The following is a 21,294-nucleotide window of genomic DNA, read 5'->3' as shown; positions in this document are numbered from 1 at the left end:
TTGGCGCCTTTTCCGCTTTCAGGTGCCTGCGCCATGCTGCTACACATTTCCGGGCTGTTCTCCACCGAGGAAGTCCAGCGTATCCGTGAGGCACTGGAGCAGACCGAGTGGGCCGACGGCAAGATCACAGCGGGCTACCAGTCGGCCAAGGCCAAGCACAACCTGCAGTTGCCCGAAGGCCACCCGCTGGCCAAGGAAATCGGCACCGCGCTGATCGAGCGCCTGTGGCAGCACCCGCAGTTCATGTCGGCAGCCCTGCCGCACAAGGTCTTTGCGCCGTTGATCAACTGCTACCGTGAAGGTGGCAATTTCGGTTTTCACATCGACAATGCCCTGCGCCAGCCCCGTGGCAGTCACGAGCGGGTGCGCACCGATCTTTCCTCCACGCTGTTCCTGAGCAATCCCGAGGACTATGACGGCGGCGAGCTGGTGATCCAGGACACCTATGGCGTGCAACAAGTGAAACTGGCAGCAGGAGACCTGGTGCTGTACCCGGGCACCAGTCTGCACAAGGTCAATCCGGTGACCCGTGGCGCGCGCTACGCGGCGTTCTTCTGGACCCAGAGCCTGGTGCGCGAAGACAGCCAGCGCACCTTGCTGTTCGAGATGGACAACGCCATCCTGCAGCTCACGGCCGACATGCCCGATCACCCGGCATTGATCCAGCTGACCGGGACCTATCACAACCTGTTGCGTCGCTGGGTCGAGGTCTGAGTCATGCCATTCGAGTTGCGAAACCGCCAGGAACTGGACAGCGAACAGTTTGCCCAGATGCTCCGGCACAGCCCCGCCAAGGCGGCGCAGGCATTGCTGGCGGCGGCCGGGCAGGGCCTCGTCGAGGCCCAGTTGTTGCTGGGGCAGATCCTGCTGGATGGTCGCGGTATCGAGAAAGACCCGGCCCTGGCGCGCCGCTGGTTCGCTATCGCGGCCAGCGGCGGGAATGCCATGGCCACCAACATGCTCGGTCGGTGCCTGGAGCATGGCTGGGGCGGGGACGTGGACCAGGTCGAGGCGGCGCGCCACTATCGCCAGGCGGCCCAGGCCGGTCTGGATTGGGGCCTTTACAACTACGCCAACCTGCTGGCTACCGGGCGCGGCGTGGGCAAGGACAATCTGGCCGCGCTGGCCTGTTACCGGCAGGCGGCCGAGCTTGGGCACGCCAAGTCAATGAACCTGCTGGGGCGTTACCTGGAGGAGGGGCTGCATTGCCCACTGGATGTGGCGGGTGCGCAGCGGTGGTACCAGCGCTCGGCCGAAGCGGGGGACTTTCGCGGGCAGTTCAGCCATGCAGGTGTTCTGGCAGCACAAGGGCGCACGCACGACGCGCTGGCGTGGCTGCAGCGGGCACTGGTGAGTGGCAATGTGAATTTCCTGAGGGTAGCGGGCCCTGCGCTGGAGCAGGCCGCACAGTCTGAGATCCGCGCCCTGGCAGTGGACTACCGGGCGCGGCTGGCGCAGCTCGAAGCGTTGGCCTGAATGCAAGCGGGGCCGGCCTGTACCTGATTGCCTACAGGTACAGGCCGGCCCCGCGTCGGGCTGCGGAGCAGCCCGATACAGCACTTACAGGTAGTAGGCTTTCAGCGGCGGGAAGCCATTGAATTCCACTGCGCTGTAGCTGGTGGTGTAGGCGCCGGTCGACAGCCAGTACAGGCGGTCACCGATGGCCAGGTTCAGCGGCAGGCCATATTTGTAGTGCTCGTACATGATGTCGGCGCTGTCGCAGGTCGGGCCTGCAATCACCACTTCTTCCATCTCGCCTTTTTTCTCGGTCCAGATCGGGAACTTGATCGACTCGTCCATGGTTTCGATCAGGCCGGAGAACTTGCCCACGTCGGTGTAGACCCAGCGCTCGACAGCGGTACGCGACTTGCGCGCCACCAGCACCACTTCACTGACCAGGATGCCGGCGTTGGCGATCAGCGAACGGCCTGGCTCGAGGATGATTTCCGGCAGGTCGTCACCAAAGTCTTCCTTGAGGAAACGGATGATTTCTTCGGCGTAGGTTTCCAGGCTGTTGGTACGGGTGATGTAGTTGGCCGGGAAGCCGCCACCCATGTTGATCAGTTTCAGTTCGATGCCGTCTTCTTCCTTCAGGCGCTCGAAGATCACCTTGACCTTGGCAATGGCCGCGTCCCAGACGCTGATGTCGCGCTGCTGGGAGCCGACGTGGAAGGAGATGCCGTATGGCACCAGGCCCAGGTCGCGGGCCAGGATCAGCAGGTCCATGGCCATGTCGGTCTGGCAGCCGAATTTGCGCGACAGCGGCCAGTCGGCAGTGGTCGAGCCTTCGGTGAGGATACGCACGTAGACTTTCGAGCCCGGCGCGGCCTTGGCGATGTTGCGCAGGTCGGCTTCGGAGTCGGTGGCATACAGACGCACGCCCTTCTCGTAGAAGTAGCGGATGTCCTTGGATTTCTTGATGGTGTTGCCGTAGCTGATGCGATCGGCGCTCACGCCACGGTCCATGACCTTGTCCAACTCGTAGATCGAGGCGATGTCGAAGCTCGAGCCCTTTTCCTTGAGCAGGTCGATGATCTCGACGGCAGGGTTGGCCTTGACCGCGTAGTAGACCTTGGCGAATTCAAAACCCGCGCGCAGGTCGTCGTAGGCCTGGCTGATCATCTGGGTGTCGATGAGTACGAACGGGGTTTCTTGCTTGTCGGCGAAGGCTTTCATTTTTTGAAAGGTATCGCGCGCGAAGTAGTCTTCGACCTGAATCGACATGCTTAGGGACTCCATGGGCAAACTGAAAAAATAAGTGGCTGCAACTGAACGCCCTCCGTATCCCCACTTTGGTTCGCCTACTTCCCAAGGCATGTCGCCGAAAGCAAAAAGGTCAACCGTGCCTGTTGAAGCGGGCTACGGGTGACCTTGCTGTCTCGTCGTCAGTACTTGAGCCGGATGGATCGTTTCCAGCATGGACGTTCGGCGCGAACTTTAGGACCTGAGGGGCTCAAGATCAACAAAAAATGTCGCGATTTTGCACACGTCTGTCGCCGCGTTTCGGCCAGTCACCTGGCTACGGACCCAGGTAAACAGTAGATGTTCAATTTGATGACAAAAGCGTTAAAAATACCCGTATGCGCGCGGATCTTGCCGGGAGTGTGCAGAACACTCCGTGCACCGCCTGATCGCCGGAGTTTGCCACCGATGGGGCTCATAAAAACGCTTTTTGCTACCTGAGGGGTCAGTGCTGAAAAGCTGCAGCCGTTCATATTTTTTTTCGCCCTGACAGGCGGTATCACGCGTCCCGGCCCCGCTCATTTTTACCGCCGCACACTTCGTCGGCGGTAATGATCTTCGATTGCTGCACTTAATAAGAAACATTACTATTCGCGCCATCCCTCACTGCCTGGCGTAACCCCCGCATCGTGTCGCGACACAAAGGCTTTCTCGACCACTACCATGAGCTGATCGGCACCTGGACGCGCAAGTTGCGCAATCGCCAGCAAGCCGAGGACCTGGCCCATGATGCCTTTGTCCGGGTGCTGGAAAATGACCAGGCCGGGGTCGAGCAGCCACGCGCCTACCTGCACCAGACCGCGCGCAATATTGCGGTCGATGGCTATCGCCGTGAGGACCGGCGCCAGGTACTGGAGCAGGATGCCTTCGAATCCGGAACCGACGCCCATGGCGACCCGGAGGCCTACATGCACGCCATCGAGCTTGCCGACAGTGTCGAACGCGCCCTTGCGCAACTGCCGCTCAATTGTCGGCGGGTGTTCATCTGGCAGAAGCTTGAAGGCCTGACTCAGGCGGAGATCGCCGAGCGCATGGGCTTGACCAAGAACATGGTCGAAAAGTATATGATTCGCACGCTCCGGCATCTGCGTGAGCACCTGGATGTGTCAACGAGATGAGTCAGGCGAATGTTTTCATGAATCAGCAGGCGTGTCCGTGTGGCAACGAAGCCGTGCGCGAGCAGGCGGCGCGGTGGTTTGCCCGCCGTTGCGACGGCGCACTGGACCACGTCCTTCAGGCGCAACTGGCGGCCTGGCTGGCGCAGCACCCCCAGCATCAATATGAATACGATCAGCTTGCCAGGCTCTGGGGCGCAGTCGATGGGATTGCGCATGGGCGCCTCGAGGCGTTGTGCCAGGCCGACCCGGTTCGCCAGCTGCCGCGCCGTCGATTGCTCCAGCAGGCACTGGCTGCCGGAATCGCGGTCGCAGCCGTGGGGCTTGGTTGGTTCGGCTGGCAACAGCATCAGCTCAATTTCCAGGACCAGTTGCAGACCGCCCTTGGCGAGCGCCGCCAGTTGAGCCTGCCGGATGGCTCGCAACTGGAGCTCAACGGGCGCACCGAACTGGCAGTCGATTTCAGCGCCGGACTACGGCGAATCGAACTGAAGGCCGGGGAGGTGATGTTCAGCGTTGCCCATGACAGCGGCCGACCTTTTGTGGTCAGCACCGGCAACGGCACGGTGACGGTCACCGGCACCCGCTTTGATGTGCGCCTGGACCCGACCCGTACCCGCGTGGCGGTCGAGCAGGGGTCGGTCAAGGTCCAGGGGCGCGACGCCAGCCATGCGCTGCTGACCGCCGGGCTCGGTTCGCAGATCGATGCCCGGGGCAAGGTCGCCGAACCTTTTGCAGTGGATGCTGCCGCGCTCACGGCCTGGCGCAAGGGCAAGCTGGTGTTCAATGATGCGCCCTTGAGTGAAGTGGTCGAAGAAGTATCGCGCTACCGTGAACAACCACTGCGGGTGGCGCCCGGCAGAATCGCTGCCCTGCGCCTGAGCAGCACCTTCAGCAGTGACGACACCGACGCCCTGCTGCGCGCCTTGCCGAGCATCTTGCCGGTGGCCATCAAGACCCACGCCGACGGCTCCAGCGAAATAATCGCAAAATAAATTCAGGTTTTTTTCCAGTTGTTCGTCTTCCTGGCCAACTGCAACTGCCAAGCATTTCCATTTGCATGCAGATGGCACTTATCCCGGACTTTCAGGATTTCTCGACGACGTGAACAACAACAAGTTTTCCCCGCGTTCTGCCTTCCGTTCCCGCTGGTTGCCGCTGGCCCTGGCCCTGGCCGTCAGCGGCGGCATCGCCAGCAGCCATGCCGATCAGGCGGTGACCCCGATCCAGATCCAGGCCCAGCCGCTGGCCTCGGCCCTGAGCCAGTTGGGGCAGCAGACGTCGCTGCAATTGTTCTTCAGCCCGGAGCTGGTAGCCGGTAAACAGGCGCCAGCGGTGTCCGGCAGCCTCGCCCCTGAACAGGCCCTGGACGCCTTGTTGCAAGGCAGCGGGCTGACCTACGAGATTTCCCAGGGCACCGTCGTGATCAAGCCTGCACAAAGCGCCGGCACCCTGAACCCCGGCAGCCTTGAACTGGCGCCCACCGACGTCAAGGTGGTGGGTGACTGGCTTGGCAATGCCGACGAAACCGTGGTGCAGAACCACCCTGGTGCCCGGACCGTGGTACGCCGCGAGGCGATGGTCGAGCAGGGTGCGATGAACGTGCGAGATGTGCTGCGTGGCATTCCCGGTGTACAGGTGCAGGACTCAAACGGTACCGGCGGCAGCGATATCGCCCTGAACGTCGGCGTGCGCGGCCTGACCTCTCGCCTGTCGCCGCGCTCCACCGTGCTCATCGACGGCATTCCCGCCGCCTTCGCCCCCTATGGCCAGCCGCAACTGTCGATGGCGCCGATTTCGTCCGGCAACCTTGACAGCATCGACGTGGTACGCGGCGCAGGTTCGGTGCGCTACGGGCCGCAGAACGTGGGCGGGGTGATCAATTTCGTGACCCGGGCGATTCCGGAAAAAGCCACCGGCGAGCTGTCTACCACCATGGAGACCTCTCGTCACGGCGGCTGGAAGCACATCGAGTCGGCGTTCCTCGGCGGCACCGCCGACAATGGCCTGGGCGCGGCACTGCTGTACTCCGGGGTGAACGGCAACGGCTATCGCAGCAGCAACAACGGCAACGATATTGACGACGTGCTGCTCAAGACCCACTGGGCGGTCACCGACAGTGACGAGTTCTGGTTGAACTTCCACTACTACGATGCCAAGGCCGACATGCCCGGTGGCCTGACCCAGGCGCAGTTCGATGACGATCCGTACCAGTCCGATCGCGACTACGACGACTTCAGCGGCCGTCGCAAGGACGTGTCGTTCAAGTACCTGCGCCAGATCGATGACGTGACCCAGTTCGAGGTCCAGACCTACTACACCGACAGCTTCCGTGGCAGCACCATTGCCGCTCGCGACCAGAAGACCCTCTCGTCGTACCCGCGCAGCTACCATGTGTTCGCCATTGAGCCGCGCCTGTCGCGAATTTTCTTCGCCGGCCCGACCACCCAGGAGGTCAGCGTTGGTTATCGCTACCTCAAAGAAGCGATGCATGAGCAGTCGACCCGCCTGGCGCTGATCGACAACGTCCCGACCGTGACCCCGACCTCCGACGGCCACGTGTTCCAGGACCGCACCGGCGGTACCGAGGCCAGCGCCTACTACATCGACGACAAGATCGACGTCGGCAACTGGACCATCACCCCGGGCATCCGCTTCGAGCACATCAATACCGACTGGCGCGATCGTCCGGTACTGGGCACCAACGGAGTGCCGGTGCAGGAAAAGAACCGCAGCATCACCAGCAACGAACCTTTGCCGGCGCTGAGCGTGATGTATCACCTGTCCGATGAATGGAAACTGTTCGCCAACTACGAAACCTCGTTCGGCAGCCTGCAGTACTTCCAGCTGGGCCAGGGTGGCACGGGCGACCAGACCGCCAATGGCCTTGAGCCGGAAAAAGCCAAGACCTACGAAGTGGGTACCCGCTACAACAATGGCACTTGGGGCGGCGAACTGACGGCGTTCTACATCGACTTCGACGACGAGCTGCAGTACATCAGCAACGACATCGGCTGGACCAACCTGGGCGCGACCAAGCACCAGGGTATCGAAGCCTCCATGCGCTACGACCTGTCGGGCCTCGATCCACGCCTGCAGGGCCTGAGCGCCAATGCCGGGTTCACCTATACCCGTGCCACCTACGAAGGTGAGATTCCGGGCTTCAAGGGACGTGACCTGCCGTTCTACTCGCGCCAGGTCGTTAACGCCGGGCTGCGTTATGAAGTCAACCGCTGGACCTGGAACCTGGATGCGTTCGCCCAATCCAAACAGCGCGCCCCGGGTACCGGCATGAACGCCGACGGCAGTTTCAACGGCAACTACATCACCGAACCGAGTGCCGATGGCCAGTACGGCGATATTCCCGGCTACGTCACCTGGGCGGCGCGTGGCGGCTATGACTTCGGCAAGGAACTGTCGAACCTGAAACTGGCGGCGGGGGTGAAGAACATCTTCGACAAGCAGTACTACACACGCTCCAGCGACAACAACTCGGGGCTGTACCTGGGGGAGCCGCGCACGTTCTATGTGCAGGCCAGTGTAGGGTTTTGAATCCGGTCGCGGGGCAAGCCCGCTCCTACAGTGTAGGAGCGGGCTTGCCCCGCGATGGCTTCTGGATCAAACCACCGCCTCAGCCGGCGACACAATACTGGTCTTCCCTCCCCGCGAACGCCCCGAGCTCAGGTAAGCGGCAATCGACTCCTGCGTCACCTCCCCCAGAAACACCTGCTCGGCATCGAGCACCGGCAACCACGAACGATTGAACTCGTACATCCGCGACAGCAGGATGCGCAAATGCTCATCGTGCGAAGCAGTGGCATTGAAGGTACGCAGGAAATCCGCGCAGGTTCCTTGTTGGCGGTGCAGGTCGCGGCGGCGCACATATCCCATGGCTTTGTTCTGCCCGTCGGTGACCACTACGTTGCGGCGGTCACTTTCGTCCATCAGCTCCAGGGCTTCACTCACCGGCGTGCTCGGGCTTACCGACGGCGCGTTATCGGCAGCATCTTCGGCGCGCACCAGCAACAGGCGCTTGAGGGTGCTGTCCTGGCCGACGAAGTTGCTGACAAAATCATCGGCCGGGTGGGCCAGCAGCGTGTCGGGATGGTCGAGCTGGATCAATTTGCCCGCCCGGAATATCGCGATCTTGTCGCCCAGCTTGATGGCCTCGTCGATGTCGTGGCTGACCATGATGACGGTCTTGTTCAGCGCCCGCTGCATTTCGAAGAATTCGTTCTGGATCATCTCGCGGTTGATCGGGTCGACCGCGCCGAAGGGTTCGTCCATCAGCAGCAGCGGTGCTTCAGCCGCCAGGGCGCGGATTACCCCGATCCGCTGTTGCTGGCCACCGGAAAGTTCGCGCGGATAGCGCTGCAGGTACTGCTTGGGTTCGAGCTTGATCATGCTCATCAGTTCGCGGGCGCGCTCGTGGCACTTTTGCTTGTCCCAGCCGAGCAGGCGCGGGACCACGGTGATGTTCTCCTCGATGGTCATGTTGGGGAACAAGCCGATCTGCTGGATTACGTAGCCGATGCGTCGGCGCAGGGTCACTTCGTCAAGGCCGGTGGTGTCTTCGCCATTGATCAGCACTTTGCCGGAGGTCGGCGCGATCAGGCGGTTGATCATTTTCAGCGTGGTGCTCTTGCCGCAGCCGGACGGGCCGAGGAACACGCAGATTTCGCCTTCGTTGACGGTCAGGCTGACGGAGTCGACGGCTTTGACGTCTTTGCCATTGGCGTGAAAGGTCTTGCAGAGGTTCTGGAGTTCGATCATTTGCGCAGTCCTTCTGGGGTCAGGGCACGTTGCAGGATTTGCAGCAGCAGGTCGGCGATGATGGCCAACAGGCTCACCAGTACGGCGCCGACCAGCAGCATCGACATGTCGCTGCGGCTGATGGAAGTAAGGATGAGGACGCCCAGGCCGCCGGCGCCGATGGTCGCGGCGATGGTCATGACGCCGATGTTCATCACCACGGCGGTGCGAACGCCGGCCAGGATCACCGGTACCGCAATGGGCAGCTCGACCATGCGCAAGCGCTGGCCGAAGGTCATGCCGATGCCGCGCGCCGCCTCTCGGATGCCGGGCTCGACGTTGGTCAGGGCCAGGTAGGTATTGCGCAGGATCGGCAGCAGTGAATAAAGAAACACCGCGGTGATCGCCGGCAAGGGCCCGAGCCCTTGGCCAAACTTGGAATAGAACGGCAGCAGCAGGCCGAACAGGGCGATCGAGGGAATGGTCAGCAGCACCGTGGCGCTGGCCTGCAGGGGGCCGGCCAGGGCCGGGAACCGGGTCATCAGGATGCCCAGGGGCACGCCGATCAGAATGGCCAGGCTGACCGCGATGCCGACCAGGGTGATGTGCTGCCAGGTCAGGTGCAGGACTTGGGCCCAGTCCAGGTGAACGAAGGTATCGAGCATGTTCATGGCTGCTCCTGTGCAGGTGGGTGCTGGCGCAGGTATTCGTCGGCAACCTTGCCGGGGCTCTGGTGCTCGACATCGACCTTGGCGTTGAGCTGGCGCATGGTTTCATCGTCCAGTTGCTCGGCCAGCGGCTTGAGCAGGGCGGCCAGTTGCGGGTGGGCGTCGAGCACTTCCTTGCGTACTACCGGCGCTGCGGTGTAGTCGGGGAAGTAGTGCTTGTCGTCTTCGAGCAATTTGAGGTCGAAGGCGCTCAGGCGCCCATCGGTGGTGTAGACCAGTCCGCTGAACACCTGACCGTTGCGCAGCGCGGTGTACACCAGGCCGGCGTCCATCTGGCGAATGTTGCGACGGGTCAGTTGCAGGTCGTAGGTTTCGGTGAGGCCGACCAGGCCGTCGGGGCGATTGGCGAACTCGGTGTCCAGGGCCACCACATGGTCGCGGTCCTGTTCTTCGCGCAGCACCTGGTTCAGCTGGCTGATACTGGTCACCTGTGGATATCGCTCGGCGACGTTGCGCGGCAGGGCCAGGGCGTAGGTGTTGCTGAACTTCGAGGGCGCCAGCCAGATCAGGCCTTTCTTCGCATCAAGCTCCTTGACCTTGGCGTAGGTAGCGGCAGCGCTGGGCATGCGCTCCTCGATGTGGTTGTAAGACACCAGCGAGACGCCGGTGTACTCCCAGACCATGTCCAACTGGCCGGTTTCATGGGCGCTGCGGGCCAGGTTGCTGCCCAGGCCGCCGGTGATGCGGACATCGAAACCGTTCTGGTTGAGGTAGCGGGCGGTAATTTCCGCCAGCACCGTCTGCTCGGTAAACACCCGCGCGCCGAGGCGAATCACAGGTTTTGTGGCGGCCTGGGCAAATCCCGAGAACAGCAGGGCCGCGCCCAGTAACAAGGCGATTCTTTTCATTGGAGTTCCTTCGCTTAGTGGGCCAGGCCGCGTTCGAGCCAACGCCGGCTGCCTTGTGCCACCAGGGCGTCAAGCAGCAGGGCGAGCAGGGCGGTGCAGGCAGCGCCCAGCAGCAATTGCGGCTGATTGTTCAGGGCAATGCCGGGGAAAATCAGGCTGCCGAGGCTGTTGGCACCGATCAAGAACGACAGCGGCGCGGTGCCGACGTTGATCGCCAGGGCTACCCGCACGCCGCCAACGATAATCGGCACGGCATTGGGCAACTCCACACGCCACAGACACTGACGGGGCGTCATGCCGATACCGGTGGCGGCTTCCTTGAGCGAGGCGGGAACGTTTTTCAGGCCCTCGTAGGTGTTGCGCACGATGGGCAGGAGGGAGGCGAGGAACAGCGCGAAGATCGCAGGGCCAGCGCCAATGCCCAGGAAACTCAGGGCAATGGCCAGAACGGCCAGGGGGGGAATGGTGTTGCCAATATTGAAAAACTGCATGAAACGTTCGGCGCGGTCGACCCTGTGCGGTCGACTCAAGGCAATGCCAGCGGGTATGCCCACGGCCAATGCCGCCACCATCGAGAGCAGCACCAGCATCAGGTGCGCTTGCAGGTAGAACCACAGATCGGCGCGGTAATGCGCGATCGTATCGATGCCGATCCAGTGGATCAGCAGGGCCAGGATGACGAGCACAAAGGCACATCCCATCAGCCCCTTGCCATAGCTTTTAGCCACAGGCGGACTCCTTTTGTTGTCGGCGAACACACTCCCGTGGCGGCCGCCATTCCAGGCGGCAGGCAGTGTGATCGCGATAAGCAGCATGCCGTCCGAAAGCGGAGCGGAACATGCCATAAGCGAAGCCTCGTCAGGCTCGTGTTGCCGGTGAAACCACCCCTGACGAACGGTGCAAACCGATTGCGAATCAAGGGAGTGGACGCCTCCACAGCAGTAAAGGTTCCCATCTGAAGCGGCATTTGGCCAGCGTTAATCCACCCAACGGTTCAGTTCAAGGTTGGTTTTGGGCTATAATCTGCGCCCTTTTTTTGAATCACCTGCCAGGCGATTTCCCATGACCAACCAGGCCGCCGAAGTCGCGAAACGCCGCACCTTCGCCATCATTTCCCACCCCGATGCGGGTAAGACCACCATCACCGAAAAGCTCCTGCTGATGGGCAAGGCCATTGCCGTCGCCGGTACGGTGAAATCGCGAAAGTCCGACCGCCATGCCACCTCCGACTGGATGGAAATGGAGAAGCAGCGTGGTATCTCCATCACGACCTCGGTGATGCAGTTCCCCTATCGCGAGCACATGATCAACCTGCTCGACACCCCTGGCCACGAAGACTTCTCTGAAGACACCTACCGCACCCTGACTGCGGTCGACTCGGCACTGATGGTGCTCGACGGCGGTAAAGGGGTCGAGCCACGGACCATCGCGCTGATGGATGTGTGCCGTCTGCGTGATACGCCGATCGTCAGCTTCATCAACAAACTCGACCGCGACATCCGCGACCCGATCGAGTTGCTCGACGAAATCGAGGCGGTCCTGAAGATCAAGGCCGCGCCGATCACCTGGCCAATTGGTTGCTACCGCGATTTCAAGGGTGTGTACCACCTCTCCGGCGACTACATCATCGTCTACACCCCGGGCCACGGCCACGAGCGTACCGAGGTGAAGATCATCGAGAAGCTCGACTCCGACGAAGCCCGCGCCCACCTGGGTGATGAATACGAGCGCTTCCTCGAGCAGCTGGAACTGGTGCAGGGCGCCTGCCACGAGTTCGACCAGGGCGAGTTCATGCGCGGCGAGCTGACTCCGGTATTCTTCGGTACCGCCCTTGGCAACTTTGGCGTCGACCATGTGCTCGATGCCGTGGTCGATTGGGCGCCACGCCCGCTGCCACGGGTTGCCAACGAGCGCAGCGTCGAGCCGACCGAAGAGAAATTCAGCGGCTTCGTGTTCAAGATCCAGGCGAACATGGACCCCAAGCACCGCGACCGTATCGCGTTCATGCGGATCTGTTCCGGCCGCTACGAAAAGGGCATGAAGATGCGCCATGTGCGCACCGGTAAAGACCTGCGTATCGGCGACGCGCTGACCTTCTTCTCGTCCGAGCGTGAGCAACTGGAAGAGGCCTGGGCAGGCGATATCATCGGCCTGCACAACCACGGCACCATCCAGATCGGCGATACCTTCACCGAAGGCGAGGCCCTGGGCTTCACGGGGATCCCGCACTTTGCCCCGGAACTGTTCCGCCGCGTGCGCCTGAAGGACCCGCTCAAGTCCAAGCAACTGCGCCAGGGCCTGCAGCAGCTCGCTGAAGAGGGTGCGACCCAGGTGTTCTTCCCGGAGCGCAGCAACGACATCATCCTCGGCGCCGTCGGTGTGCTGCAGTTCGATGTGGTCGCAAGCCGCCTGAAGGAAGAGTACAAGGTCGAATGCGCCTACGAGCCGATCACGGTCTGGTCCGCGCGCTGGATCAGCTGTGACGACAAGAAGAAGCTTGAGGAATTCAAGAACAAGGCGGTGGAAAACCTGGCCATCGACGGCGGCGGTCACCTGACCTACCTGGCCCCGACCCGGGTCAACCTGGCGCTGATGGAAGAGCGCTGGCCGGATGTGAAGTTCCGCGCCACTCGCGAGCACCACTAAGTTGTAAACATCGCGGGGCAAGTCGAGACGTTTCGACTTGCCCCGCGATCATTTCAGTTCCCCGCCTTGATACTGGTCCAGAGCCGCGTGCGAATGCGGTCGATCTTGGCCGGCATCGCCTCCAGCGCGTACAGCTTGCCGAGCATTTCATCGCTCGGGTAGATCATGGTATTGGCCTTCAGGGCCGGGTCTACCAGGGTGTCTGCCTTGAGGTTGCCGTTGGCGTACTGCACATGGTTGCTGATGTTTGCCATCACCTCCGGCTGCAGCAGGTAGTTCATGTAGGCGTAACCGGCTTTCTCGTTCGGTGCGTCGACTGGCATGGCAACCATGTCGAACCACATTGGCGCGCCTTGCTTGGGAATCGAATAGCCCACCTTCACGCCGTTCTTCGCCTCTTCTGCACGGTTCTTGGCCTGCAGTACGTCGCCGGAGAAACCCACTACCACGCAGATATCGCCGTTGGCCAGGTCGCCCGTGTACTTGGACGAATGGAAGTAGCTGATGTACGGGCGCACCTTCATCAGCAGTTCCTTGGCCTTGTCGTAGTCCTTCGGATCCTTGCTGTGATGCGGCAGGCCCAGGTAGTGCAGGGCAATCGGCAGCAGCTCGGGGCCGTTGTCGAGCACCGCCACACCGCAGCTCTTGAGCTTGCTGATGTACTCGGGCTTGAAGATCAGGTCCCAGGAATCCACCGGGGCGTTGTCGCCCAGTACGGCCTTGACCTTGTCGATGTTGTAGCCGATGCCAGTACTGCCCCACAGGTAGGGGAAGCCATACTGGTTGCCCGGGTCGTTCACTTCCAGGGCCTTGAGCAGCACCGGGTTGAGGTTCTGCCAGTTGGGCAGCTGGCTCTTGTCGAGCTTCTTCAACGCCTTGCCCTGGATCTGCCGGGCCATGAAGTGGTTGGAGGGGAACACTACGTCGTAACCGGAGTTGCCGGTCATCAGCTTGCCGTCGAGGGTTTCGTTGCTGTCGAACACGTCGTAGGTCGGCACGATGCCACTGGCCTGCTGAAAGTTCTTCAGGGTGTCCGGGGCAATGTAGCTGGACCAGTTGTAGATTTTCACCGAATCGGCCGCCTGGGCGAAGGACGCCGCCAGCAAGAGGGGTGCGAAGAGCAATGGGCGCATGTCTGGATTCCTTGCTTTGTCTGTTTTTATCGAAGGAGGCAGGCGATCAAATGATCAGAAAATCAGTACGTAGGTTTTGCGCACGGTTTCCTGGATATCCCAGATACCGGTGCTGTTGGCCGGCAGCATGATGGCGTCGCCGGCTTCGATGGACAGCGGCTCGCCGCCGTCAGGGGTGAAGGTGCAGCGGCCCTTGATGAAGTGACAGAACTCCTGCTGGACGATCTGCCGCCGCCAACGGCCTGGGGTGCATTCCCAGATGCCGGTTTCGACGCCATCGCTGCGCTCGACTGCGGTCACCGAGGCAACCGACACCGGCTCGCCGAGCGGGACGGCAACCGGGTTGGATTCCTGCAGCACGGCAGTGTCGGTGTTCTTGAACTGGGTAATGCTCATACCGGTGGATCCTGTTCAGGGGGAACGAAAAGTCAGTGCATGAAGCTTTCCATGAAGTCCGCCACGCCACTGGCCAAACGCCGGCGCCAAGGGGCGCTGGCGGGGTTGGCGAGGGTTTGGTCCTCATGGACGAAACTCTTGATGATGGCGTTGTAGCCTAGCCAGCGGCACGGTTCGGGCTCCCAGCCTTTGAGGCTGGACAGCGTGCTGTCGGGGTGAACCCAGGGTTGTTCGGTCAACTCGCTGCGCCGCTGCAGAATCAGTTCGGCCAGGGTGCGTCCGCCCAGGGCGCTGGCGCCCACGCCTTCGCCACCGTAGCCACCGGCCAGGGCGATACCTTGCTTGCGATCACAGAGCATGTGCGGCTGGAAGCGCCGGGCCATGCCCAGGTTGCCGCCCCAGGCATGGGTAATGGCGACGTCCTTGAGTTGCGGGAACAACTCGCCGAACAGGTAGCGGCGCAGTTCGATCTCGCTGTCGGTAAGGTCGAAGTTTTCCCGCAGGCGGCCGGCGAACCGGTAGCCACCGCGGGCGCCGAACACCAGGCGGTTGTCGGCGCTACGCTGGCCGTAGGTGACCTGGCGGCTGTTCTCACTGAACGCCTGGCCCTGGTTCAGGCCGATTTTTTCCCAGACGTGTTCCGGCAGCGGCTCGGTGGCCACCAGCAGGCTCTGCACCGGCATCTGGTAATGCCCGAGGGGCGGTAGGTTGACCGAGTAGCCTTCGACCGCCGGTACCACCCACTGGCACTTGATGCGTGCCTGCGCCGTGCGCACCTCTCCCGCTCGCCAGTCGATCACCGGGCTGTTCTCGTACAGGCGCACGCCCAGGCGCTCCACGGCGCGTGCCAGGCCACGCACCAGCCTGGCTGGCTGGATGGTGGCGACATTGGGATTGAAGATGGCACCGTAGGGCTTGCTGATACGCAACTGGGTGGCCAGTTGCGCCGGGCTCATCCAGCGGTAGTCGGCTTCGGTCAGGCCTTGCTTGTAGAGTTTGTCGAGGTAGCAGCGCAGGGTGGTCTCCTGCTCCGGGTAGCGTGCCGCGCAATACAGCACGCCACCTTTGCGGTAGTCGCAGTCGATGCCTTCAAGGCTCAGCACGCGCTGCACTTCATCGGGAATGCCGTGCAGCAGGTCGTAGGAGGCGCGGCGTTGCGCCGGGGAGCTGGCTGCCAGCAGGCGGTCTTCACCCAGCATATTGCCCATCAGCCAGCCACCGTTGCGACCGGAGGCGCCAAAGCCTGCAATATTGGCTTCGACGATGGCGATGTCCAGGTGCGGGGCGTGCTGCTTGAGGTAGTAGGCGGTCCACAACCCGGTGTAGCCGGCGCCGATGATGCAGATATCCACGTCCAGGTCGTGGTGCAAGGCGGGACGCGTGCTCAGCGTCTCATCCAGCTGGTCCATCCAAAGGCTGATCTTGCGCCATGCCTGCATTGTGTTCGGCTCCACATCCGTTACGGTCTGTGGCGATCCTAGAAGCTGGCAGGGGGTGTTGTCTTAGCTGCGTGCACGCAGAGAATTCTGCTTCACCCAGGCCTTGGGCGAGAGTCCGGTGTGCTGGCGGAAACACTTGTAGAACGCCGAGAGCGAGTTGAAGCCGGCGGCAAAGGCCAGGTCGTCGATTTTGCTGGTGGCCGGTGCCTGCTCGAGGCCGTTGAGCAGGTGATGCAGGCGGGCCTGGTTGACGTAGCGGTAGAAGCTCTGGCCAAGCACCTGGTTGAGCAGGTAGGAGATCTGGTTGCGGGTGTAGCCGCTCTCGCGGGCGACGCGCTGCAGGTCGAGCTCCGGATCCAGGTAGGGTTGCTGGCGCTGGAAGTATTGCTCCAGGTCCTGGGCCATGGAGCTCAGTTGCCGGGGGGACAGCCCCAGGCGGCTCATGGTCGGGCGCGCGTCGCCCTGGCGGGATTCCGGCTTGGTTTCGCGCACGAGCGAGGCGTATTCATTGACCCGCCAGACCAATCCGTCGCGCACGGTAATCGCTTCGCTGGACTGGAACGCCACCAACCCTTCGCCGCCGCGCAGGGTGACCTGGTACTGGATGAACGCGGTGCAGCCATCGACCCGGATACGGTCGCTGTGGACGATGTCCTCATCGACTTCGCGCGGCATGCTCACGCGTACGTATTCACGCAGCTCAGCGAAGTGCAGCACGCGGTTCTGGAAGTAGTCGTTGTACTGGATATCGGGGTGATACAAGGCCATCACGCCGTCCAGGTCGCGATGCTTCCAGCACAGGTGATAACGCAGGACAGTGGCGGCTGTTTCCGGGGTCTGTTCCGGGCCGTCGGGGAGGGTGGTGGGGATCATCGCCCAATAGTGCCACAAAACGGTGTAGGGGCGGGCTTGCCCCGCGATAGCGGTGTGGCTGACCCGCCGCCATCGCGGGGCAAGCTACCGATCTGAGGAAATTGGCATTGATCAGCAACTGCAGACCGCGAGCGTTTGAAAGCCGGATCGCCAGCTTGAAATCAGAAGCGTCTGACAGACTCACCTGAACGCCTCCTATACGGTCCGCTGAACGTACAAGGAGTGTTTATGCCCTTCAAGGAAAAGCTCGGTTTTCCAGAAACCCCCGACGGTCTGCCCATTATGAGGCGTGACGACAGCAAAGAAAAAACCGAGGCCGCGCAGGCGACGTGGGACAGGGTGGCGGCGGCGAACGAGCGCAATGAGCGGGAAGCCGACGCGCGTCGGGAAAAGATCCAGAAGCGCGAGGAGGTCAGACAAGTCGGTTACGTGTTTGCCAAGTCCAGCGCCTTGCCCGACGGGGTGATTAATCATCCGGGTAGTTTTATTCCGCTCGAGTCGCTCAAGCAGTACGGCGCCTATTCGGTGCTGGGCACCGGCAGAAAAATGGCCGCCGGTGCGACGGTGCTGGAATGGATCGGCGGTTCGGGCAGTGCATCGGCTTTGACTGCCCGCCTGGATGGCACGCTGGCGGCGGTCGTGCCGACTGGGGTGGCGATCACGGTGGCGACGCTGATCCCGAACACGACGTCGCCGGACAGTGCGTTTTATAGGTCAGCGCAGTATGCCGAACTAACCCAGGGCAACACCCGTGCACGGGTGACGCTCAAGTACCTGCCAGACGGCTCGGTTGACCTGTATGGGTTCTATACTGGGAACAAGACGGAGTGGCAGAAAGTACCGGTGATCAAGGCGCAGTCACGCGGCGATCAATTGGTCGCGGACTTTGGCGACGGCATTGAAATCATCTGGACGCCGGCAGCCGATCCGAAAGCCGTGTTGGGGATTCCGGCGCTAGAGGGCGTTAAGCTCAAGCCTACGGTGTGGGTGTACCCACCGACCCCACAGGCCGACAAAATTCTGGTCAATCCGGTATACCCACCGGATTACCAGGACGCGATTATCTGGTTCCCGACTCATCCGGCTATTGCGCCGATCTACCTGTCGCTGAGCATACGTCGGGGCGAGCCGGGTGTAGTGACGGGGATCGGTGAGGACGTACCCGGTGAGTGGCTCGACCATGCTCGATCAGGACTCGGCGCACCGATTCCGACCAGCATTGCCGATGCACTTCGAGGCCGAAAGTTTTCCAGCTTCGATTCGTTCAGGCGGGCGTTTTGGATTGCGGTTTCGCGAGATGAATTTCTTGCAGGTCAATTCAGTGACGACAACCTTTCACGTATGAAAGATGGAAAAGCACCGCGTGTACAGCGGATTGATTCGGTAGGTTCTAGGGTCTCACATGACATACACCATGTTGATCCGATTTCAGAAGGTGGAGAGGTCTATGATGTCGATAATTTGCGTGTTAATACTCCAAAAAATCACGTTGCGTTGCACAAGAATTAAGGGTGTGAAATGAGCGATCCGTTTATCAAAGACAGTATTTCCGATTACACGGAAGAAGAGTTCGTGGGTTTTATCGATGAGATTCGAAAAGAGGATAAAGCACCGACCGATGATCGTGCTGATGTGCTCGTATTGCATCTCAATAAAATTGCTGGCCATCCAGCTGGTATGGATTTGATTTATTATCCGGAGCCGGGAGCAGACACGTCGTCTGCGGGGATAGTAAAGACAATCAAAAAGTGGCGTGCTGCAAATGGCTTGCCCGGTTTCAAAGGCGATTGATACCGCATATGAGGCTGCCAGCAAGGCTCGCTGCTGGCGGTCGAACGGGAGCGAGTGCGCCAAATTGAATGCAATTAAATATTTTTCCCCGTTGCAGGAAGCTCTTGGTTTTTTAGTCGAACTCAAACACTCCGTGCACGTGGTTTACAACGTTGAAAGTTTGCGGATCAATATCCCGAAAAAATCCTATCGACGTTCACAGAGATCATGAAGTTAAAATATGAGCGATCCGTTTCTAAAAAACTGCCTTTCGGATTACACGGAAGAAGAGTTTATCGGGTTTTTGGAAGAGCTTTACAGGGCAGATGTGGCACCCACTGGCAACCGTGATGTTGTGCTGTTGTTATATTTCAATAAAATTATCGGCCATCCCAGTAAAATGAATTTGATTTATCGCCCGGAATCAGGGGCGGATACTTCGGCCGAAGGCATCACCCAGACAATCAAAGAATGGCGTGCAGCAAGTGGCTTGGCCGGTTTCAAAGACGCCTGAGACCGTACCCGCTGCAGAGCGCGCAGTAGACAAAACCAGGCAGGTTGAGCCATGGAATCCGAAATGAAATTTGAATACATGGCGCACCCGAAGGCAGCGATGAAGCAGTATTCGAGACGAAGCTATCAACGCTCACCATAGAAATGCTGATGCCGATAATGGGCTGGCAGACTGAGACGGACGCCATGGCCAGCTATCTTCTCACCGCTGAACAAGCCATCGACATAGAGCGTCTCGTCGGCTTCACTCTTCCGAAAGGTCTGGAGTTGTATCTCAGCTGCTATGCCTGACCCTGAGTGGCAAATATGAAAACGCGCCCGACGCAGGGTAGGAGGGGGCTTGCCCCGCGATAGCGATGTCACACACACATCGCATCGCGGGGCAAGCCCGCTCCTACAAGAATTGTTCTGCGTAGTGACACGCCACTTGCCGAGTCCCCGCTTGGCGGAAAGCCGGCTCCTCGGAAGCACACCGCTCGGTGGCATACGGACAGCGCTTGTGGAAGGCGCAACCAGGCGGCGGGTCCAGCGGGTTGGGCAGCTCGCCGACGATCTTGATCTTCGGCTTGAGCGGGTCCGGGTGGATGGTCGGCGTGGCCGACAGCAGTGCCTGGGTGTAAGGGTGCAGGGGCTTGTTGTAGATGTCCTCCTTAGGCCCCATCTCGGCCGGCCGGCCCAGGTACATCACCAGCACCTGGTCGGCTACATGGCGCACCACCGCCAGGTTGTGGGAGATGAACACATAGGCGGTGTTGAACTCCTTCTGCAGGTCCATGAACAGGTTCAGCACCTGGGCCTGGATCGATACGTCCAGCGCCGAAGTCGGTTCATCGGCCACCAGCACCTTGGGCTGCAGCATCATCGCCCGGGCCAGGGCGATACGCTGGCGCTGACCACCGGAGAACATGTGCGGGTAGCGCTGGTAGTGCTCCGGGCGCAGGCCAACCTGTTGCATCATGGCCTGGACCTTTTCTCGGCGCTCGGCCTTGGACAGACGGGTGTTGATCAGCAGCGGCTCTGCCAGTTGATCGCCGATCTTCTGCCGTGGGTTGAGCGAGGCATAGGGGCTCTGGAAGACCATCTGCACGTCCTTGCGCAATTGCTTGCGCTCGGCCTTGTTGGCCCCGGCCACTTCCTGCCCGGCAATTTTCAGCGAGCCGGAGGAGGGCTCTTCGATCAAGGTCAGCGCACGGGCCAGGGTCGACTTGCCGCAGCCGGACTCGCCGACCACCGCCAGGGTCTTGCCGGCCTCAAGCTCGAACGACACGCCGTTGAGGGCTCGAACCAGGGCATGGCCCTTGAACAGGCCACGGGATACTTCGTAGTGACGGGTCAGTTCGCGGGCGGTAAGGACGACGGTCATTACGCCACCTCCTGGTTCAGCGGGTAGAAACAACGGACCAGGCTATGGGCCTGGGGATCGAGGGTCGGGCGTTGCCGGCGGCAGTTGTCCTGCACGTAGGGGCAGCGCGGCGACAGCAGGCATCCCGCGGGCCGGTCGTAGCGGCCGGGGACGATGCCGGGCAGGGTCGCCAGGCGCTCGGCACCCTCGCTGTGCTCGGGGATCGCTGCCAGCAGCGCTTCGCTGTAGGGATGCGCGGGCAGGTCGAACAGCTCCGGCACCTGGCCGACTTCCACGGCCTGGCCTGCATACATCACGCAGACCCGCTTGGCGGTTTCGGCGACCACGGCCAGGTCATGGGTAATCAGGATCAGGGCCATGTTCTGTTCTTTTTGCAGGTTGAGCAGCAGCTCCATGATCTGCGCCTGAATGGTCACGTCCAGGGCGGTGGTCGGCTCATCGGCGATCAGCAGCTTGGGCTCGCCGGCAATGGCCATGGCAATGGCCACGCGCTGGCTCATGCCGCCGGAGAGTTGGTGGGGGTAGGCGGTCAGGCGGCTTTCGGCGGCCGGAATCTCGACCTTCTTGAGCAGCTCAAGGGCGCGCTGGCGAGCGGCCTTGCCGCGCAGGCCCAGGTGTTGGCGCAAGACTTCCTCGATCTGGAAGCCCACGGTGTAGCTCGGGTTGAGGGCGGTCATCGGGTCCTGGAAGACCATCGCCATATCCTTGCCGACCACCTTGCGCCGTTGCCGGCCGCTGAGGGTGAGCATGTTGATGCCGTCGAAGGTCAGGGCGTCGGCGGTGATGCGCCCGGGGGCGTCGATCAGGCCCATCAGCGCCATCATGGTCACCGATTTGCCCGAGCCCGACTCACCCACGATGGCCAGCACCTCGCCTTTGTCGACGGTCAGGTCCAGGCCATCGACCACGGGCACCGCGTTGGCGTCGCCAAAGCGCACATTCAGGTTGTTGATTTGCAGAAGTGACATGGCGATCT

At 61.4% G+C, this 21,294-nt stretch carries 21 protein-coding genes; 10 read left to right on the top strand and 11 right to left on the bottom strand.

Going from position 1 to position 21,294, the window contains the following annotated elements; all coding sequences use genetic code 11:
* Window positions 1-33 precede the first annotated feature (33 nt).
* Both NPS58_RS24340 and NPS58_RS24335 read left to right on the top strand, forming a co-directional pair.
* Complete coding sequence (locus NPS58_RS24340) at window positions 34-714, top strand: Fe2+-dependent dioxygenase (RefSeq protein ID WP_274117810.1); 681 nt, start codon at window positions 34-36, stop codon at window positions 712-714.
* Between the two features lie 3 nt (window positions 715-717).
* Window positions 718-1,476, top strand: a complete 759-nt coding sequence (locus NPS58_RS24335; protein WP_274117809.1) for a tetratricopeptide repeat protein — start codon at window positions 718-720, stop codon at window positions 1,474-1,476.
* An 84-nt stretch (window positions 1,477-1,560) separates the two neighbouring features.
* Here the strand turns inward: NPS58_RS24335 and NPS58_RS24330 are convergent, their stop codons facing one another.
* On the bottom strand, window positions 1,561-2,724 hold the full coding sequence (locus tag NPS58_RS24330) for a type III PLP-dependent enzyme (protein ID WP_027595561.1): 1,164 nt from the start codon (window positions 2,722-2,724) through the stop codon (window positions 1,561-1,563).
* A gap of 647 nt (window positions 2,725-3,371) precedes the next feature.
* Here NPS58_RS24330 and NPS58_RS24325 point away from each other — a divergent pair.
* The 3 genes from NPS58_RS24325 (at window position 3,372) to NPS58_RS24315 (ending at window position 7,409) form a co-directional block, all read left to right on the top strand.
* Window positions 3,372-3,860 carry an RNA polymerase sigma factor gene (locus tag NPS58_RS24325; protein ID WP_274117808.1) on the top strand — a complete coding sequence of 163 codons (489 nt, stop codon included), beginning with the start codon at window positions 3,372-3,374 and terminating at the stop codon, window positions 3,858-3,860.
* A gap of 17 nt (window positions 3,861-3,877) precedes the next feature.
* Complete coding sequence (locus tag NPS58_RS24320) at window positions 3,878-4,852, top strand: FecR family protein (protein ID WP_274117807.1); 975 nt, start codon at window positions 3,878-3,880, stop codon at window positions 4,850-4,852.
* A gap of 109 nt (window positions 4,853-4,961) precedes the next feature.
* Complete coding sequence (locus tag NPS58_RS24315) at window positions 4,962-7,409, top strand: TonB-dependent siderophore receptor (RefSeq protein ID WP_274117806.1); 2,448 nt, start codon at window positions 4,962-4,964, stop codon at window positions 7,407-7,409.
* Window positions 7,410-7,475: 66 nt separating this feature from the next.
* On the opposite strand, the gene NPS58_RS24310 is transcribed toward NPS58_RS24315, so the two are convergent.
* The 4 genes from NPS58_RS24310 to NPS58_RS24295 are packed head-to-tail and all read right to left on the bottom strand — an operon-like array spanning window position 7,476 to window position 10,913.
* On the bottom strand, window positions 7,476-8,630 hold the full coding sequence (locus NPS58_RS24310) for a betaine/proline/choline family ABC transporter ATP-binding protein (protein ID WP_274117805.1): 1,155 nt from the start codon (window positions 8,628-8,630) through the stop codon (window positions 7,476-7,478).
* Complete coding sequence (locus NPS58_RS24305) at window positions 8,627-9,280, bottom strand: ABC transporter permease (RefSeq protein WP_028942786.1); 654 nt, start codon at window positions 9,278-9,280, stop codon at window positions 8,627-8,629. The genes NPS58_RS24310 and NPS58_RS24305 overlap by 4 nt, the downstream gene beginning before the upstream one ends.
* Window positions 9,277-10,185 (bottom strand): glycine betaine ABC transporter substrate-binding protein, encoded by a 909-nt coding sequence (locus tag NPS58_RS24300; protein ID WP_274117804.1) that lies wholly within the window; start codon window positions 10,183-10,185, stop codon window positions 9,277-9,279. The genes NPS58_RS24305 and NPS58_RS24300 overlap by 4 nt, the downstream gene beginning before the upstream one ends.
* A 14-nt stretch (window positions 10,186-10,199) precedes the next feature.
* The gene (locus NPS58_RS24295; protein WP_105641235.1) at window positions 10,200-10,913 is read right to left on the bottom strand and encodes an ABC transporter permease; all 714 of its coding nucleotides are present in this window, start codon (window positions 10,911-10,913) and stop codon (window positions 10,200-10,202) included.
* A gap of 334 nt (window positions 10,914-11,247) precedes the next feature.
* Between NPS58_RS24295 and NPS58_RS24290 the strand changes: the two genes are divergently transcribed.
* Window positions 11,248-12,831, top strand: coding sequence for a peptide chain release factor 3 (locus NPS58_RS24290; protein WP_274117803.1), 1,584 nt, complete (start codon window positions 11,248-11,250; stop codon window positions 12,829-12,831).
* A 53-nt stretch (window positions 12,832-12,884) separates the two neighbouring features.
* Here NPS58_RS24290 and NPS58_RS24285 read toward each other — a convergent pair whose 3' ends face one another.
* The 4 genes from NPS58_RS24285 to NPS58_RS24270 form a co-directional block, all read right to left on the bottom strand.
* Entirely contained in the window at window positions 12,885-13,964 is a 1,080-nt protein-coding gene (locus NPS58_RS24285) for a polyamine ABC transporter substrate-binding protein (protein ID WP_274117802.1), read from the bottom strand.
* Window positions 13,965-14,018: 54 nt separating this feature from the next.
* Window positions 14,019-14,360 carry a cupin domain-containing protein gene (locus tag NPS58_RS24280; protein ID WP_274117801.1) on the bottom strand — a complete coding sequence of 114 codons (342 nt, stop codon included), beginning with the start codon at window positions 14,358-14,360 and terminating at the stop codon, window positions 14,019-14,021.
* A 32-nt stretch (window positions 14,361-14,392) separates the two neighbouring features.
* Complete coding sequence (locus NPS58_RS24275; protein WP_274117800.1) at window positions 14,393-15,799, bottom strand: NAD(P)/FAD-dependent oxidoreductase; 1,407 nt, start codon at window positions 15,797-15,799, stop codon at window positions 14,393-14,395.
* Window positions 15,800-15,862: 63 nt separating this feature from the next.
* Complete coding sequence (locus NPS58_RS24270) at window positions 15,863-16,672, bottom strand: AraC family transcriptional regulator (protein ID WP_274117799.1); 810 nt, start codon at window positions 16,670-16,672, stop codon at window positions 15,863-15,865.
* A gap of 228 nt (window positions 16,673-16,900) precedes the next feature.
* Here NPS58_RS24270 and NPS58_RS24265 point away from each other — a divergent pair, with 228 nt between their 5' ends.
* The 4 genes from NPS58_RS24265 to NPS58_RS24250 all read left to right on the top strand — a co-directional run bounded on the left by NPS58_RS24265 (window position 16,901) and on the right by NPS58_RS24250 (window position 19,246).
* Window positions 16,901-18,181: an S-type pyocin domain-containing protein gene (locus NPS58_RS24265; RefSeq protein ID WP_274117798.1), complete on the top strand. Its 1,281-nt coding sequence runs from the start codon at window positions 16,901-16,903 to the stop codon at window positions 18,179-18,181.
* Between the two features lie 9 nt (window positions 18,182-18,190).
* Window positions 18,191-18,463, top strand: a complete 273-nt coding sequence (locus NPS58_RS24260) for a bacteriocin immunity protein (RefSeq protein WP_274117797.1) — start codon at window positions 18,191-18,193, stop codon at window positions 18,461-18,463.
* A gap of 220 nt (window positions 18,464-18,683) precedes the next feature.
* Window positions 18,684-18,956 carry a bacteriocin immunity protein gene (locus tag NPS58_RS24255; RefSeq protein ID WP_274117796.1) on the top strand — a complete coding sequence of 91 codons (273 nt, stop codon included), beginning with the start codon at window positions 18,684-18,686 and terminating at the stop codon, window positions 18,954-18,956.
* A 74-nt stretch (window positions 18,957-19,030) separates the two neighbouring features.
* On the top strand, window positions 19,031-19,246 hold the full coding sequence (locus tag NPS58_RS24250) for a pyocin S6 family toxin immunity protein (protein ID WP_274118254.1): 216 nt from the start codon (window positions 19,031-19,033) through the stop codon (window positions 19,244-19,246).
* Window positions 19,247-19,349: 103 nt separating this feature from the next.
* On the opposite strand, the gene NPS58_RS24245 is transcribed toward NPS58_RS24250, so the two are convergent.
* Both NPS58_RS24245 and NPS58_RS24240 read right to left on the bottom strand, forming a co-directional pair.
* A complete protein-coding gene (locus NPS58_RS24245) occupies window positions 19,350-20,318 on the bottom strand; it encodes a peptide ABC transporter ATP-binding protein (protein ID WP_274117795.1) in 969 nt (322 codons plus the stop codon).
* Window positions 20,318-21,286, bottom strand: a complete 969-nt coding sequence (locus NPS58_RS24240) for an ABC transporter ATP-binding protein (protein WP_274117794.1) — start codon at window positions 21,284-21,286, stop codon at window positions 20,318-20,320. The genes NPS58_RS24245 and NPS58_RS24240 overlap by 1 nt, the downstream gene beginning before the upstream one ends.
* Window positions 21,287-21,294 lie beyond the last annotated feature (8 nt).

It is taken from the genome of Pseudomonas putida (assembly GCF_028682455.1).
Taxonomy (GTDB): Bacteria; Pseudomonadota; Gammaproteobacteria; order Pseudomonadales; family Pseudomonadaceae; genus Aquipseudomonas; species Aquipseudomonas putida_AA.
This window is presented reverse-complemented; position numbering and strand designations above follow the sequence as displayed.